17 protein-coding genes are annotated in these 14,649 nt (G+C 69.1%); 10 read left to right on the forward strand and 7 right to left on the reverse strand.

Translation table 11 applies throughout. From position 1 onward, the window contains the following. Positions 1–7: 7 nt before the first annotated feature. A complete protein-coding gene (locus tag NFX31_RS05280) occupies positions 8–742 on the reverse strand; it encodes a response regulator transcription factor (RefSeq protein ID WP_045251472.1) in 735 nt (244 codons plus the stop codon). Positions 743–909: 167 nt separating this feature from the next. On the opposite strand from NFX31_RS05280, the gene NFX31_RS05285 reads away from it, so the two are divergent. After that, entirely contained in the window at positions 910–2,400 is a 1,491-nt protein-coding gene (locus NFX31_RS05285) for an ABC transporter permease (RefSeq protein WP_091480755.1), read from the forward strand. 27 nt (positions 2,401–2,427) lie between these two features. After that, positions 2,428–3,126 (forward strand): ABC transporter ATP-binding protein, encoded by a 699-nt coding sequence (locus tag NFX31_RS05290; RefSeq protein WP_175491312.1) that lies wholly within the window; start codon positions 2,428–2,430, stop codon positions 3,124–3,126. Between the two features lie 64 nt (positions 3,127–3,190). Here NFX31_RS05290 and gndA read toward each other — a convergent pair whose 3' ends face one another. Beyond that, the gene (gene gndA, locus NFX31_RS05295) at positions 3,191–4,615 is read right to left on the reverse strand and encodes an NADP-dependent phosphogluconate dehydrogenase (RefSeq protein ID WP_248700480.1); all 1,425 of its coding nucleotides are present in this window, start codon (positions 4,613–4,615) and stop codon (positions 3,191–3,193) included. Positions 4,616–4,965: 350 nt separating this feature from the next. Here gndA and NFX31_RS05300 point away from each other — a divergent pair, with 350 nt between their 5' ends. The 5 genes from NFX31_RS05300 to NFX31_RS05320 all read left to right on the forward strand — a co-directional run bounded on the left by NFX31_RS05300 (position 4,966) and on the right by NFX31_RS05320 (position 10,124). Next, on the forward strand, positions 4,966–6,189 hold the full coding sequence (locus NFX31_RS05300) for a branched-chain amino acid ABC transporter substrate-binding protein (protein ID WP_045251381.1): 1,224 nt from the start codon (positions 4,966–4,968) through the stop codon (positions 6,187–6,189). A 96-nt stretch (positions 6,190–6,285) separates the two neighbouring features. Continuing rightward, positions 6,286–7,302: a branched-chain amino acid ABC transporter permease gene (locus tag NFX31_RS05305; RefSeq protein WP_045251382.1), complete on the forward strand. Its 1,017-nt coding sequence runs from the start codon at positions 6,286–6,288 to the stop codon at positions 7,300–7,302. Then, positions 7,299–8,504 (forward strand): branched-chain amino acid ABC transporter permease, encoded by a 1,206-nt coding sequence (locus NFX31_RS05310; RefSeq protein WP_045251383.1) that lies wholly within the window; start codon positions 7,299–7,301, stop codon positions 8,502–8,504. Before NFX31_RS05305 ends, NFX31_RS05310 begins: the two co-directional genes overlap by 4 nt. Further along, positions 8,501–9,424, forward strand: a complete 924-nt coding sequence (locus NFX31_RS05315) for an ABC transporter ATP-binding protein (RefSeq protein ID WP_045251384.1) — start codon at positions 8,501–8,503, stop codon at positions 9,422–9,424. The genes NFX31_RS05310 and NFX31_RS05315 overlap by 4 nt, the downstream gene beginning before the upstream one ends. Next, a complete protein-coding gene (locus NFX31_RS05320) occupies positions 9,411–10,124 on the forward strand; it encodes an ABC transporter ATP-binding protein (RefSeq protein ID WP_045251385.1) in 714 nt (237 codons plus the stop codon). Before NFX31_RS05315 ends, NFX31_RS05320 begins: the two co-directional genes overlap by 14 nt. A gap of 66 nt (positions 10,125–10,190) precedes the next feature. Here NFX31_RS05320 and NFX31_RS05325 read toward each other — a convergent pair whose 3' ends face one another. Continuing rightward, positions 10,191–10,316 carry a hypothetical protein gene (locus NFX31_RS05325; protein WP_258955456.1) on the reverse strand — a complete coding sequence of 42 codons (126 nt, stop codon included), beginning with the start codon at positions 10,314–10,316 and terminating at the stop codon, positions 10,191–10,193. 187 nt (positions 10,317–10,503) lie between these two features. Here NFX31_RS05325 and NFX31_RS05330 point away from each other — a divergent pair, with 187 nt between their 5' ends. Together NFX31_RS05330 and pth are read left to right on the forward strand one after the other, a co-directional pair. Continuing rightward, on the forward strand, positions 10,504–11,118 hold the full coding sequence (locus tag NFX31_RS05330; protein WP_045251474.1) for a 50S ribosomal protein L25/general stress protein Ctc: 615 nt from the start codon (positions 10,504–10,506) through the stop codon (positions 11,116–11,118). Between the two features lie 86 nt (positions 11,119–11,204). Then, the gene (gene pth, locus NFX31_RS05335; protein ID WP_045251386.1) at positions 11,205–11,786 is read left to right on the forward strand and encodes an aminoacyl-tRNA hydrolase; all 582 of its coding nucleotides are present in this window, start codon (positions 11,205–11,207) and stop codon (positions 11,784–11,786) included. Between the two features lie 30 nt (positions 11,787–11,816). Here pth and NFX31_RS05340 read toward each other — a convergent pair whose 3' ends face one another. From NFX31_RS05340 to NFX31_RS05350, 3 genes are all read right to left on the reverse strand, one after another. Then, positions 11,817–12,398 carry a hypothetical protein gene (locus NFX31_RS05340; RefSeq protein WP_045251387.1) on the reverse strand — a complete coding sequence of 194 codons (582 nt, stop codon included), beginning with the start codon at positions 12,396–12,398 and terminating at the stop codon, positions 11,817–11,819. A 112-nt stretch (positions 12,399–12,510) separates the two neighbouring features. Next, positions 12,511–12,999 (reverse strand): transcription elongation factor GreA, encoded by a 489-nt coding sequence (greA, locus tag NFX31_RS05345; RefSeq protein WP_045251388.1) that lies wholly within the window; start codon positions 12,997–12,999, stop codon positions 12,511–12,513. A gap of 94 nt (positions 13,000–13,093) precedes the next feature. Further along, on the reverse strand, positions 13,094–13,480 hold the full coding sequence (locus NFX31_RS05350) for a DUF4307 domain-containing protein (RefSeq protein WP_045251475.1): 387 nt from the start codon (positions 13,478–13,480) through the stop codon (positions 13,094–13,096). Positions 13,481–13,602: 122 nt separating this feature from the next. Between NFX31_RS05350 and NFX31_RS05355 the strand changes: the two genes are divergently transcribed. After that, positions 13,603–13,866, forward strand: coding sequence for a hypothetical protein (locus NFX31_RS05355; protein ID WP_045251389.1), 264 nt, complete (start codon positions 13,603–13,605; stop codon positions 13,864–13,866). Between the two features lies 1 nt (position 13,867). On the opposite strand, the gene trhA is transcribed toward NFX31_RS05355, so the two are convergent. Then, complete coding sequence (trhA, locus tag NFX31_RS05360; RefSeq protein ID WP_045251390.1) at positions 13,868–14,605, reverse strand: PAQR family membrane homeostasis protein TrhA; 738 nt, start codon at positions 14,603–14,605, stop codon at positions 13,868–13,870. Positions 14,606–14,649 lie beyond the last annotated feature (44 nt).

A 14,649-nucleotide genomic window follows, 5' to 3' on the forward strand; every position in this document is an offset into this window, starting at 1 on the left:
GGCGGACTTACTGCTGCGGGGCCTTGATCATGTAGCCCACGCCGCGGACCGTGTGGATCAGCGCGACGTCGCGACCGGCGTCGAGCTTCTTGCGCAGGTACGAGATGTAGAGCTCGACGACGCTGGAGCGCCCGCCGAAGTCGTAGCTCCACACGCGGTCCAGGATCTGGGCCTTGGAGAGCACACGGCGCTCGTTGCGCATCAGGAACCGCAGCAGCTCGAACTCCGTGGCGGTGAGCTCGATCTCGTCGCCGGCGCGGACCACCTCGTGGCTGTCCTCGTTGAGGGTGAGGTCGCCCACCTGCAGGATGGAGTCGCTGGCGTCCGTGGTCGCCCCGCCCGAGCGGCGGATCACAGCGCGCAGCCGCGCGACGACCTCCTCCAGGCTGAACGGCTTGGTGACGTAGTCGTCGCCGCCGGCGGTGAGGCCCGCGATCCGGTCGCTCACCGCGTCCTTGGCGGTGAGGAACACGACGGGCACCATGTTGCCCTGCTCGCGCAGGCGCTTGAGGACGCCGAGCCCGTCCAGGTCGGGCATCATGACGTCGAGGACCAGGGCGTCGGGGCCGAAGTCGCGGGCGACCTGCAGCGCTTCGAGTCCTGAACCGGCGGTCCGCACCTCCCAGCCCTCCATGCGCAGAGCCATGGCGAGGAGGTCGGTGAGCATCGGCTCGTCGTCGACCGCGAGGATCCGCAGGGGAGAGCCATCGGGGCGGCGCAGCTCAGTGGCGTGATCGTTCATGGGATCCATTCTCCTCAGTTTCCTATGAACGCTCTATGAGCCTTGGCGGATCCTGTGCCGTCCCGCTCCGCGACGCGCGTGCTTAGCGCGCGCATAGCATCGCCATCATCACGCCCCAGAACGCGCTCATAGCGTCACCAGCACAGCAGTGACCGAAGAGGAGAGACATGTACGGGACGTATCTGCGGCGAGAGCTGGCGGGGCGGAAGAAGCAGACGGTGATCGTCGCGGTGGGGCTCGCGATCGCGATCGCCCTGGTGATCGTCGTGAACGCGCTGGCCGCAGGAGTCCGCGATGCGCAGACCCAGGCGCTCGCGCGCGTCTACGGCGTGGGCACCGACCTGACGGTCAGCGGCGCTCCAGCACAGCGCGGCAGCGACACGGGCCAGCGGTTCGACTTCGGGGCGGCCGGGGGCTCCGCCGGAAGCGACGGCAGCACCACTCTGAAGACCTCGGTGCTGCGCGCCTCTCCGGCGCGGGGCACCATCGACGCGGCAGGCGTGAAGACGATCTCGGGCACCGCGAACGTCGCCGCGGCCACCGGCGCGCTCAGCCTGACGAACCTCACCTTCGACGGGTCGATCGCCCAGCAGGGCTCGCAGGGCGGCACCGGCGCGGACACGGGTCCGTCGGGCGCGGGCCAGGGGCAGGGCACGGGGGAGCGGCCGCGCTTCGGCGGCGGCAACTTCGGTCTCAACTCCTTCAGCGTCCTGGGCGTCGACCCCTCCGCCGACACGTCGGTCGGGCCGCTGTCCTCGGTGAAGGTCTCCACGGGGCGCGCGCTCGGCGCGGCGGACGCCGGGCAGCTCGTCGCCGTGGCCGACAGCACCTACGCCACCTCGAAGAGCCTGAGCGTGGGCAGCACGATCGACGTGGGCGGGTCGACGGTGAAGATCGTCGGGATCGTGACCTCGTCGTCGGACTCGGCCGACACCGCGGCGAACGTCTACCTGCCGCTCGACACGGCGCAGAAGATCGCCGGCACCGGCGACGTCGTGTCCACCGTCTACGTCAAGGCGGCGTCCGCGTCGGACATCGCCTCCGTGCAGGCCGCCCTCGCCAAGGCCCTCCCCACCGCCACCGTGAGCTCGCAGGCCGACCTGGCCTCGACCGTCTCCGGATCCCTCGCCAGCGCCGCCGGCATGATCGAGGGGCTCGGCACCTGGCTGTCGATCATCGTGCTGGCCGTCGCCGTGCTGCTGGCCGTGCTCTTCACGCTGTCCGGCGTCGCCCGGCGCACCCGCGAGTTCGGCACCCTCAAGGCGATCGGCTGGTCCAACGGGCGGATCGTGCGTCAGGTCGCGGGCGAGTCCCTGGTCCAGGGGCTGATCGGCGGTGCGGCGGGCCTGGCGCTGGGCCTGATCGGGATCCTCGTGGTCAATCTCGTGCACCCGACCATCTCCGGCGCGTCCGCCTCCGGCTTCGGACGACGGGCCGCCGAAGCCGGCGGGGGCGCCTTCGGCGGTGGCGGCGGCGGCGGTGCGTTCCGAGGCCTCGCCGGCGCCGCGCAGGACGTCGTGCTGCACGCGCCGCTCAGCGTCGGGATCCTGGTCGCGGCCGTGGGCCTCGCCCTTCTCGGCGGACTCGTCGCCGGTGCCGTCGGAGGATGGCGTGCCGCCCGCCTCAGCCCCGCCGAAGCCCTGCGGTCCGCCGCCTGAGACGCATCCCGAACTGGAGAGGACATCATGAGCATCATCGAAGGCACCCCGGCCGAGGCGCTGTACCGGCTCGACGGCGTGACGCGCACGTACGACGCCAAGGGGCGGAAGGTCACGCCGCTCACCGGCGTCACGGTCGGGATCGGCGCCGGCGAGTTCGTCACCATCCAGGGCCCGACGGGAGGGGGGAAGTCGACGCTGCTGCAGCTCCTCGGCGCTCTCGACCGCCCGACCGCGGGGTCCCTCATCCTGGCCGGCACCGAGCTGTCCTCGGCGTCGAACGCCGAGCTCGGCCGGATCCGGGCCGAGGACGTCGGCTTCGTCTTCCAGGGCTTCAACCTGATCCCGACCCTGACCGCGCGGGAGAACGTGGCGATGGCGCTGGTGCCGACGAAGACGCCGGTGCCGGAGCGCGCGTCCCGGGTCGAGGAGGCCCTGGCGCACGTCGGTCTGGCCGATCGCGGAGACCACCTCCCCGGTGAGCTCTCCGGCGGTCAGCAGCAGCGCGTGGCGATCGCGCGCGCCATCGTGAAGAGGCCGAGGGTCCTGCTCGCGGATGAGCCGACCGGCAACCTGGACGAGGAGATGCGGGACGAGATCCTGGCCCTGCTCGAGTCGCTGTGCGCCGACGGCCTCACGCTGATCGTGGTCACCCATGACTCCGCCGTGGCCAAGCGTGCTCACCGCCGGCTCCGCCTGAAGAACGGTCGCGTGACCGAGGTGTGAGCAGGCGGGACATGCAGACGCCGCCCCCGGCCATCGGCCAGGGGCGGCGTCTCTGAGTCTGCCGTCAGTGGGTGTCTTCGGCTTCGATCTCGGTGCGGTCGCCGGACCAGAGGGTGTGGAAGGTGCCGGGCTTGTCGATGCGCTTGTAGGTGTGCGCGCCGAAGAAGTCGCGCTGCCCCTGCACGAGCGCCGCGGGCAGCCGGTCGGCGCGGATCCCGTCGTAGTACGACAGCGACGACGAGAACGCCGGGGCGGGGATCCCGGCCTGCGCGGCCTGGACGACCACGCGCCGCCAGGCGGCCTGCGCCCGGCCGATCGCCTCGGCGAAGTACGGCGCGGTCATCAGCACCGGCAGATCCGGGGTCTCGGCGTACGCGTCCGCGATCCGGTTCAGGAACTGGGCGCGGATGATGCACCCGCCGCGCCAGATCTTGCTGATCGCGCCGAGGTCGATGTTCCAGCCGTACTCGGCGGCGCCCGCGCGGATCTCGTCGAAGCCCTGCGAGTACGCGACGATCTTCGACGCGTACAGCGCCAGGCGCACGTCCTCGATGAACGCGTCGACCTGGTCGGCCGGCACCGTGAACTCGTCGGTCCCTGAGCCCGTCGAAGGGCCGGGGAGGGCTCCGGCGACCGCGCGCTGCTCCGGGTGCGAGCTCAGCGAACGGGCGAAGGTGGCCTCGGCGATGCCGGAGACCGGGACGCCCAGCGACAGCGCGGTCTGCACGGTCCACGCACCGGTGCCCTTCGCGCCGGCCTGGTCCACGATCACGTCGACCAGCGGCGTGCCGGTCTCGGCGTCGACCTGACGAAGCACCTCGGCGGTGATCTCGATCAGGTACGACTCCAGCTCGCCCCTGTTCCACTCGGCGAAGATCTCCGCGATCTCCGCCGGACTCTTGCCGGTGCCGCGACGGATCAGGTCGTACGCCTCGGCGATGAGCTGCATGTCGGCGTACTCGATGCCGTTGTGCACCATCTTCACGAAGTGGCCCGCACCGTCATGGCCCACGTGCGTCACGCACGGCTCGCCCTCCGCGACCGCCGCGATCGAACGCAGGATCGGGCCGAGCGTCACCCAGGACTCGTCGGATCCGCCGGGCATGATCGACGGACCGGTCAGGGCCCCCTCCTCGCCGCCGGAGATGCCCGCGCCGACGAAGTTGATGCCCGTCGCGCGGACCGCCTTCTCGCGGCGGATCGTGTCCGGGAAGTACGCGTTCCCGCCGTCGACGATGATGTCGCCCGGCTCGAACACCTTCACCAGCTCGTCGATCACCGCGTCCGTGCCCGCGCCCGCCTTGACCATGATGATCGCGGTGCGCGGCTTCTGCAGGCTGTCGGCGAACTCCTGGTACGTCGCGGCGGGGATGAACCCGGCCTCCGGGTGCGCGTCCAGCACGCCCTGCGTCTTCGCGTAGCTGCGGTTGAAGATCGCCACCGTGTTCCCCTCGCGGCTGGCGAGGTTGCGGGCGAGGTTCGAGCCCATGACGGCGAGCCCGACGACTCCGATATTGGCGTGGGCGGTGTGTTCTGACACGCGGGACTCCAGACGACAGCGTGGATGGGGTTCCCAGATTATCGCCTCGCCTTCGAGGGGGCCGATCCGTGTCGCCGGAGCAGCGGATCCGCCCGTGCGGCATGGACGGAGGAATGTGTCGATCCCGAGAACAGCATGTAACGATCCGAATACCCGTTCGTCGCGGGGGAGCGAAAAACTGCACCCCGTCGGACTAGTGTCGTTCGCGGAGCGCGTGCAACGAGGTACGCTCACCACACCTTGATGACATCGACGTTCGCAAGGAGCGGTCGATGACCCGAATCGGAAGGCAATCACAAATGATGCGAAAGAAGGCCCTCACCGCGGGCGTCGCAGCAGCAGCGGCCCTGCTCCTGCTCGCAGGTTGTGCGAACAAGGCGGGCAGCCCGAGCTCCACGAGCGGCGGAGGCGGAATCGACGTGCCGGCGGTCACCTCGGTCGACACCCCCAAGGATGCGGTCCTGCCCGCGGGCGACGGCAAGGGCAAGTGCGCGGCGACGACCACCATCGCGTACATCGGGGCGGAGACGGGCGCCAACGCCCAGCTCGGCATCAACATCTTCAACGGCGTGCAGCTCGCGATCGACCAGCACAACAAGGCCAACCCCGACTGCCAGGTGCAGTTCAAGAAGTTCGACACCGAGGGCACGCCGGACAAGGCGACCGGCCCCGTGACCCAGGCCGTCGGCGAGGCCGACATCGTCGGCGTCATCGGCCTGCCGTTCTCCGGCGAGTCCAAGGCGACCGGCAACATCTTCGAGCAGCAGGGCCTCGTGCACCTGACGCCGTCGGCGACCAACCCGGGTCTGACCAAGAACGGCTGGACGACGTTCTTCCGCGCGCTGGGCAACGACTCGCAGCAGGGTCCCGCCGCGGCCAAGTTCGTCACCGACACGCTGAAGGCCAAGAAGGTCTACCTGGTCCAGGACGACTCCGACTACGGCATCGGCCTCGGCACCGCTACGGGCGAGGCGCTCGGCTCCGCCCTCGCCGGCACCGACAAGGTCACGACCGGCCAGAAGGACTTCTCGGCCACGATCTCCAAGATCATGAACGCGAAGCCCGACGCCGTCTACTACGCCGGCTACTACGCCGAGGGTGCGCCCTTCGACCAGCAGCTCGTCGCCAAGGGCTACAAGGGCGCCTTCGTGGGCCCGGACGGCGTGAAGGACGACCAGTTCATCAAGCTCGCGGGTGACGCGTCCAAGAACGCGTACTTCACCTGCCCCTGCATCCCGGGCGAGCTGCTGACCGACTTCGCGAAGCAGTACCAGGCGGCGTCGAACGCGGCTCCCGGCACCTACTCGATCGAGGGCTACGACGCGGCCACCGTGCTGCTGGCGGGCATCGACGCGGGCAAGCAGACCCGCGCCGACCTCAAGGACTGGGTGAAGAACTACGACAAGGACGGACTGAGCAAGCACTACAAGTGGGACTCCACGGGTGAGCTGCAGGCCCCCGCGGTGTACGGCTACAAGGTCGACAACGGCAAGATCGTCTACGTCGGACCGATCGGTCAGTGATCCACGAGCCCCGCGACGCGAAAGCAGCGTCGCGGGGCTCTCTTCCTCTGCTCTCTCCGGGCGCCACGAGCGCCCCCCTTGTGGAAGCGAACCCGAATGCTGGATCTCCTCGCTCAGTCCGTCGTGCACGCGGACAACTCCTGGATCAATTTCGACGTCAACGCCCTCTTCCAGAACTTCTGGAGTGCGACGTTCGACGGCCTCACCTTCGGGGCCGTATACGGCCTCATCGCTGTCGGCTACACCCTCGTCTACGGTGTGCTCAGCCTGATCAACTTCGCCCACTCCGAGGTCTTCATCGTGGGTGCGTACGGCGTCGTGATCACCCTCACCACTCTCGGCTTCGGCCCGAGCGCCCCCACGATCGGGCCGGCGGAGATCATCATGGATCTGCTGCTCGCGCTCGTGGTCGGAATGCTGGCCTCGGCGGTGACGGCGTTCCTCGTCGAACGCGTCGCCTATAGACCGCTGCGCAAACGGAACGCGCCGAGGCTGGCGTTCCTGATCACCGCGATCGGCGTGTCGTTCGCGATCCAGTACATCATCTTCCTGCCGTTCGTCGGCGGGGCGAACGCGCAGCCGGCCGTGACGATGTTCATCCCGGAGCCGATCTTCGACGTCTTCGGCACGATCATCACCAACCAGCAGATCATCATCGTGGTCGCCGCGGTGCTGCTCATGGTCGGAACGGACATGTTCATCCGCCGCAGCAGGACCGGGCGCGGGATCCGCGCCGTCGCGCAGGACCCTGACACCGCGACCCTGATGGGCGTCTCGAAGGAGCGCACCATCGTGATCACGTTCGTGATCGGTGGTCTGCTCGCCGGTGCCGCCGCCCTCTTCTACGTGATGCTGGTGCCCTCGGGCGTCATCTACAACGGCGGCTTCATCCTCGGCGTCAAGGCGTTCGCCGCGGCGGTCCTCGGCGGCATCGGCAACGTCCGCGGCGCGCTGCTCGGCGGCATCCTGCTGGGCATCGTCGGCAACTACGGACAGATCCTCCTCGGCGACGCCCAGTGGGCCGACGTCGTGGCGTTCGTCATCCTCGTCCTCGTGCTGCTGGTTCGCCCGACCGGCATCCTGGGCACCACACTCGGAAGGAGCAAGGCATGAGCACCTCCGCTGACGGGCCGCGCCCGCTGCCCACGGCCGAGTCGGCCCGCGAGGCGATCGAGACCGAGTCGATCGCGGCGGTTCGCCGCGGTCCGTTCCGCGGACTCCGCGAACGGTGGAACGAGATGTCCCGGCCCATGCAGTGGGCCTGGATGCTGCCGGTGGTCGCGATCGCGTATGCGATGCCGTACCTGGACTTCTTCCCGATCAGCACGACGCCGGGCACCAACTGGTCGATCGCGCTGTTCTCGATGGCGGTGTACGCCCTCGTGGCGGTCGGCCTGAACGTCGTGGTCGGCTACGCGGGGCTCCTCGACCTCGGCTACGTGGCCTTCTTCGCCGTGGGGCAGTACACCGCGGCGATGTTCACCAGCCCCGATTCGCCGTACCTGAAGATCCCCTACCTGTGGACTCTGCCGGCCGCGATGATCGTCGCGATGATCTTCGGCGTCGTGCTCGGCGTGCCCACGCTGCGGCTGCGCGGTGACTACCTCGCGATCGTGACGCTCGGCTTCGGTGAGATCGTGCGCATCCTCGCGACGATCATCCCGGCGATGAAGGGTCAGGTCGGTTTCCAGAACATCGGCCGCCCGCCGGGGGAGACCGCCAGCGGTGTTCCGATCTTCTCCAACTCGAACGGTGCGCCCTGGTACTGGCTCACGATCACGGTGCTGATCATCGTGCTGCTGCTCGTGGGCAACCTCGAGCGCTCGCGCGTCGGCCGCGCCTTCATCGCGATCCGCGAGGATGAGGACGCCGCCGAGACGATGGGCGTGCCCACCTTCAAGTACAAGGTGTGGGCGTTCGCGATCGGCGCGAGCGTCGGCGGCCTCTCCGGCGCGCTGATGGCGGGCCAGATCGGCTTCGTGAACAACCAGAAGTTCGACGTGCAAACCTCGATCCTGTTCCTGGCGGCCGTCGTGCTCGGCGGCACCGGCAACAAGGTCGGCGCAATCCTCGGCGGCGCGATCGTCGCGTACATCCCGCTGCGGTTCACGGCGATCGCCGAGTACAAGTACCTCATCTTCGGCATCGCCCTGGTGATCCTGATGATCTACCGCTCGCAGGGCCTGATCCCCGCGAAGATGCGTCTCATGGCGTACTCGCGCAAGGCGCTCGAGTGGGTGGCGCCGCCGAAGAAGCCGAAGGGCGCGGAGCCGCCGCGAACAGCCACGCCGAGCACGGAGGGAGGAGCGTCGTGACCGATTCCCACGAGAACCAGGTCCCTGAAGAGGTGACCCCCGAGGAGCCCACGGTCGCCGGCGCCGAGCCGGACATCGTGCCAGGACAGGATCCGCCCCTCGTCGAGGGCGCCGAATCCGAGCGCGAGATCGACGTGGCGGTCGGGGAGAAGCTCGTCGAGGTGAAGAACCTGACGATCAAGTTCGGCGGCCTCACGGCCCTCGACGACGTCACGTTCGACATCAAGCGCGGGGAGATCCTCGGCCTCATCGGACCCAACGGGGCCGGCAAGACGACCTGCTTCAACGCGATGACGGGCGTCTACAAGCCGACCAGCGGCGACGTGCTCCTGGAGGGGCAGTCGGTCAAGGGACGCAAGCAGCACCAGATCACGCGGCTGGGCTTCGCCCGCACGTTCCAGAACATCCGCCTCTTCGGCGAGATGAGCGCCCTGGAGAACGTCGTGGTCGGCCTGGACGCGCGGCACCGCACGTCGGTGCCCGGTGCGCTGCTGCGCCTGCCCCGGCACGTCCGCGAGGAGCGCAGCTCGGTCGACCGCGCGATGGCTCTGCTCGATTTCGTCGGCATCGCCCAGCACGCGCAGAAGCGGTCGAGAGACCTCTCCTACGGTTCGCAGCGCCGCCTCGAGATCGCCCGCGCCCTCGCGACGGATCCGAAGCTGCTCTGCCTGGACGAGCCGGCCGCCGGCTTCAACCCCGCCGAGAAGGAGGACCTGATGGCCCTCATCCGGTCCATCCGCGACGAGGGCTACACCGTCCTGCTCATCGAGCACGACATGAAGCTCGTGATGGGGGTCACCGACCGCATCGTGGTGCTCGAGTTCGGCAAGAAGATCGCCGACAACGTGCCCGCGGTGATCCGTGACGACCCGCGTGTGATCGCCGCCTACCTGGGAGTGCCTGAAGATGACGTTGCTTGAGCTGAAGGACGTCTCCGTCCACTACGGGCGGATCAAGGCGATCCATGACATCTCCTTCTCCGTGGACGAGGGCGAGATCGTCTCGCTGATCGGCGCGAACGGCGCGGGCAAGACGACCACCATGCGCACGATCTCCGGACTGCTGCAGCCGTCCAGCGGATCGATCACGTTCGACGGTGAGGACATCACCAAGATGAAGGCGCACCTGCGCGTCGTCAAGGGGATCTCGCAGTCGCCCGAGGGCAGGGGGATCTTCCCCGGCATGACGGTGCTGGAGAACCTCGACATGGGCACGTTCGGCCTGAAGAGCAAGTCGGGCGTCTCCGAGTCGTACGAGCGCGTGTTCTCGCTGTTCCCGCGTCTCGACGAGCGCAAGAAGCAGCTGGGCGGCACGATGTCCGGCGGCGAGCAGCAGATGCTCGCCATCGGGCGCGCGCTGATGTCCCAGCCGCGCGTGCTGCTGCTGGACGAGCCCTCGATGGGACTCGCACCGCAGTTCATCCGGCAGATCTTCAAGATCATCACCGAGATCAACGCGCAGGGGACGACCGTGCTGCTCGTGGAGCAGAACGCGAATCAGGCGCTCGCCAGGGCGCACCGTGCATTCGTGCTCGAGACGGGTGCGATCACCCGCACCGGCACCGGCAAGGAACTGCTCGCCGACCCGGCCGTCAAGGAGGCGTACCTCGGCGTGGGCTGAGCCGCTTCCCCGACACACGAGAAGAACCGCGTCGCCCTCGGGCGGCGCGGTTCTTCGTCGAAGGCCTCAGTCCTTGCGGTAGCCGGAGCGGCCGAGCGAGAACAGGGCGCCGAAGCAGAGGACGGTGGCGCCGACGGCCATCAGGCCGATCAGCCAGGCCAGCGCTTCGGAGAGGAATGCACCATCGGTCATGCCGTACAGCCTATCGTCAGAAGCATCGGCCGAACTCGGGTAACATGGTGTGGTCCTCGGCGAGGGATGGCGCGTGCGCGTGCACATCCGTGATCGACGCGGTGAGCTCTGGCTCTCCTTCCGTCGTGTCGAGACGACGCACCCAGACCACCGCACGGCCCCTGAGCCGCGTGTGAACGAGGAGAACATCATGACCGAAGACAACAAGGTTGTCGCCGAGCTCCGCACCAGCTTCGGCAAGGGCTTCGCCCGCCGTCTGCGCGCCGCGGGCCAGATCCCGGCCGTCATCTACGGCCACGGCACCGAGCCGGTGCACGTCGCGCTGCCGGGCCACCAGGTCGCCCTGCTCATCCGTCGCGCCAACGCGCTGCTCGAGCTGGACATCGAGGGCCGTGCCGAGCTCGCTCTCGTCAAGGACGTGCAGAAGGACCCGGTGCACCAGATCATCGAGCACATCGACCTGCTCGTCGTGAAGAAGGGCGAGAAGGTCTCGATCGAGCTCCCCGTCGTCGTCGTCGGCGAGGCGTTCGCGGGCACGATCGTGCAGCTGGAGAACACGCACCTGGCTGTCGAGGCCGAGGCCACCCACATCCCCGAGCACGTCGAGGTCTCCGTCGAGGGACTCGAGGAGGGCTCGCACATCACCGCCGCCGACGTGAAGCTGCCCAAGGGCGTCACGCTGATCGCCGACCCCGAGCTGCTCATCGTCGCGGTGTCTGCACAGGGCGTCGCCGACTCGCTCGCCGAGGCCGAGGGCGATGCGCTCGAGGCCGACGCGATCGCGTCCGAGACGGCGGAGTGACCGTCCGGTCCTAGAACTCCGAGAAGGGGGCGCGATTCGTTCGCGCCCCCTTCTCGTCTCTCTACTCACTCCAGGAGGATGGATCCATGGCGCAGACGTGGCTGGTGGTGGGGCTCGGCAACCCGGGTCCGAAGTACGCCACGACCCGGCACAACGTGGGGCAGATGGTGGTCGACGAGCTCGCGTCCCGGCGTGGCGAGGCGTTCCGCGAGCACAAGGCGGGCGCCCGCGTCGTGGAGACCTGGGTGCGACCCGGCGGCGACAAGCTGGTGCTCGCCAAGCCCAACAGCTTCATGAACGTGTCCGGCGCCCCGGTCGGCGCGCTCGCGCGGTTCTACTCCGTGGACCCCGAGCGGGTGGTGCTCGTGCACGACGAGCTCGACATCCCGTTCGACACCATCAAGCTCAAGATCGGCGGCGGGCACGGCGGGCACAACGGCATCCGCGATGTCGCCCGTGTGCTGACGACCCCCGACTTCCCCCGGGTGCGGGTCGGGATCGGGCGCCCTCCGGGGCGGCAGGACCCCGCGGACTGGGTGCTCGCACCCTTCGGCGCCGCCGAGCGACCGAACCTTCCGATCCTGATCTCCGACGCGGCCGACGCGGTGGAGCAGCTGATCGAGGAAGGCCTGCTCGCGGCCCAGCAGAAGCACCACGCTCCGCGCTGACCGTCGTCTGCGGATGGGGCGGTACGTCGCTCAGCTCTGCGAGGCCGCGAGCCCCAGGGCGACGACGAAGGTCACATAGCCCGCCACCGCATACAGGAACGGCCCGATCACGGCGATGATCACCGCGGCGATGCCCGGTGCGCGTCCGCGACGCTGGGCGATCGCGACGATGCCCTGCACGAGCGCCCAGATCCCCAGTGCGGTCGCGGCCCACGACGTGATCTCGACCCACAGCACGAGGTCGCGCACGGGCGTGAGGAGGGAGAGGTCCTGGGCGGCGACCCTCGATTCCAGGGACGAGAGATCGGTCGACGAGCCGATGCCGTGGCCGACCTGCCAGGCGAGCACGGATCCGACGATCGTCAGCACCACGCTCGCGAGGAGCGCGAGCAGCAGCGCCACGCGTCCGAGACCCGAGCCTCGTCGCGGCGGGGAGGCGGGGGCGAAAGGGGCGTCGTACCCGCCGGCGGGGCCGGAGAGGGCGCCGGGCGGCGCCTGGTAGACGGGCGCGGCGGGAGCCTGTGCCGGGTACCCGGGCGGAGCGGCGGGCGGCGCCGGATATCCCGGCGCGGAGGGCGGCGGAACAGGGCGGGGCTGCTGCGGATCGGTCACGCGTTCATCCTAGGCGGCACCGCCGACCGGCCGTCGCTTCGTCGCGCACGGAGACGACGAACCCGCCGGCCATCGGTGGCGCGGCGGGTTCGCCGGAGAGAGAGGCCGTGGCTCAGCCGGCGAAGGTCTCGACCTTCAGGATCTCGACCTGGATCGAGCGTCCGTTCGGCGCCTCGTACGAGGTCTTGTCGCCGACCTTGAGACCCTGGATCGCGGATCCGAGCGGGCTCGCCTCGCTGTAGACGTCGAGGTCGGTGCCACCGGCGATCTCGCGGCTGCCGAGGAGGAAGACCTCCTCGCCACCGGCGACTGTGGCGGTGACGACCGTGCCGGGCTCGACGATGCCGCGGCTCGCGGGCGCCTCACTGACCTTGGCCGTCTTCAGCAGCGTCTCGAGCGTGCGGATGCGCGCCTCGATCTTGCCCTGTTCGTCCTTCGCGGCGTGGTAGCCGCCGTTCTCCTTGAGGTCGCCCTCCTCGCGCGCGACCTCGATGCGCTTGGCGATCTCCTCGCGGCCGACCGTGGAGAGGTTCTCCAGCTCCGCGACAAGACGGTCGTAGGCCTCCTGCGTGAGGAAGGGGACCTGTGCGTCGTTCGACACGGTGAACTCCTTGCGAATCGGATCCGGGAGCAGACGGTCCCGGATATGCCAAGACGCCCCGGCACCTGCCGGGGCGTCGATCAACAGGATGAGCCTAGGACACCCAGCAGGAGTTCACCAAACCCGTGGTGGCTGCCGAGACGATCGGAACATGCTCGGTGAACGCGCGCGAGTGCTTCTCGGATGCGGGGTAGGTGACGAGGCGCCAGCCGACGATGCCGAACTCCTCGTCCTGCGCCTCGACGATGCAGTGCACCGGACGATTCGTCGGCGCGCTGATCTGGAAGGACACCGTGACGCTGTGGTCGTCGACGAGGTGGAAGCCGGTGCCCGTGACGTCGACGGTGTCGGCCGAGCCCTGCCACGTCCACCAGCCGAAGACGCCCACGACGATCGCGGCGACGGCGATCGTGAGGATCATCGGGAGGCGCCGGCGGGGTCCGCGGCCGTAGCGCTCGTCGAGCTGGGCGGGGGTCGTCACGGCGGGGTGCATCCGATCGTTAGGCTGGTGGTTCCAGGTTATCCCGCGCGCGACCCTCAGTCCGACCGGGCGGCGACCCCGGAAGCCCGCGGCGACGCGGGCTCGACTCTGAAAGGCGAGCGATGATCGACGCGATCCTGGCTGCTGCGACGGCGACTCCCACCCCGACCCCGACGGTCGACCCCAATCTGGTCACCCCGGGACCCGTGGGCTTCGTGATCGTGGCGGTCGTCGTCGTGTTCGCCGCCCTGCTCATCTGGGACATGCAGCGCCGGATCCGGCGAGTGCGGTATCGCGAGGAGGTGCGCGCCGAGCTCGACGCGGAAGAGGCCGCGACGCGCGACGACGCGCAGCCGCACCCGGGCGCGGACGACCCGAAGGCCTGACTCAGCCGGGGAGCCCGAGGGACGGCTGCAGCGGCGTCAGCGAGATGAGCAGGCACGCGGTCCAGTGGCAGAGGAACGCCAGCACCGTGCACACGTGGAAGATCTCGTGGAAGCCGAACCTGCCCGGCCAGGGGTTGGGCTTCTTCAGCGCGTAGACGATCGCCCCGCCGGTGTAGAGCAGGCCGCCGACGCACACGAGCACCATCATCGCGACGTTGGCGTGCACCAGGTCCACGATGTACATGACGGCGGCCCACCCCAGCAGCAGGTAGAGCGCGACGTAGAGCCAGCGCGGAGCGTGGATCCAGAACACCCGGAACAGGATCCCGAGCACGGCACCCGACCAGACCAGCGTGAGCAGCAGCACGCCCTTGCCCGGAGGGAGGGCGAGGGTCGCGAGCGGGGTGTAGGTGCCGGCGATCAGCAACAGGATGTTGGCGTGGTCGATGCGCTTGAGCACCGCCTTGGTCGTCGGCTTCCAGTTGAACCGGTGGTACAGCGCGGAGTTGCCGAAGAGCAGCAGCGAGGTCACCATGAACACCACGGCCGCCCATTTCGCGACCGTTCCGTGGGCGAGCACGATGAGCACGATCCCCGCCGCGATCGCGACAGGGAACGTGCCGGCATGGATCCAGCCGCGCCACGTCGGCTTGATCTCGACCTGGGCGTCGAGGCCGGCCGCCTCCAGGAGAGGCAGCTGGGGCACATCCGGTGCAGCGGTTCGGGTCGCTCTGCGCATGATTGCATGCTAGGTCGCTCCGCATGCCGTTAGCCGTACATACG

The sequence above is a fragment of the Microbacterium azadirachtae genome (assembly GCF_025583665.1).
GTDB classification, from domain to species: Bacteria; Actinomycetota; Actinomycetes; order Actinomycetales; family Microbacteriaceae; genus Microbacterium; species Microbacterium azadirachtae.

What these genes read in the sequence shown, in the direction of transcription:
- NFX31_RS05280 (WP_045251472.1), bottom strand. Translation starts at nt 742, where the DNA reads ATGAACGATCACGCCACTGAGCTGCGCCGCCCCGATGGCTCTCCCCTG.
- NFX31_RS05285 (WP_091480755.1), top strand. Translation starts at nt 910, where the DNA reads ATGTACGGGACGTATCTGCGGCGAGAGCTGGCGGGGCGGAAGAAGCAG.
- NFX31_RS05290 (WP_175491312.1), top strand. Translation starts at nt 2,428, where the DNA reads ATGAGCATCATCGAAGGCACCCCGGCCGAGGCGCTGTACCGGCTCGAC.
- gndA (WP_248700480.1), bottom strand. Translation starts at nt 4,615, where the DNA reads ATGGGCTCGAACCTCGCCCGCAACCTCGCCAGCCGCGAGGGGAACACG.
- NFX31_RS05300 (WP_045251381.1), top strand. Translation starts at nt 4,966, where the DNA reads ATGATGCGAAAGAAGGCCCTCACCGCGGGCGTCGCAGCAGCAGCGGCC.
- NFX31_RS05305 (WP_045251382.1), top strand. Translation starts at nt 6,286, where the DNA reads ATGCTGGATCTCCTCGCTCAGTCCGTCGTGCACGCGGACAACTCCTGG.
- NFX31_RS05310 (WP_045251383.1), top strand. Translation starts at nt 7,299, where the DNA reads ATGAGCACCTCCGCTGACGGGCCGCGCCCGCTGCCCACGGCCGAGTCG.
- NFX31_RS05320 (WP_045251385.1), top strand. Translation starts at nt 9,411, where the DNA reads ATGACGTTGCTTGAGCTGAAGGACGTCTCCGTCCACTACGGGCGGATC.
- NFX31_RS05325 (WP_258955456.1), bottom strand. Translation starts at nt 10,316, where the DNA reads ATGACCGATGGTGCATTCCTCTCCGAAGCGCTGGCCTGGCTGATCGGC.
- pth (WP_045251386.1), top strand. Translation starts at nt 11,205, where the DNA reads ATGGCGCAGACGTGGCTGGTGGTGGGGCTCGGCAACCCGGGTCCGAAG.
- NFX31_RS05355 (WP_045251389.1), top strand. Translation starts at nt 13,603, where the DNA reads ATGATCGACGCGATCCTGGCTGCTGCGACGGCGACTCCCACCCCGACC.
- trhA (WP_045251390.1), bottom strand. Translation starts at nt 14,605, where the DNA reads ATGCGCAGAGCGACCCGAACCGCTGCACCGGATGTGCCCCAGCTGCCT.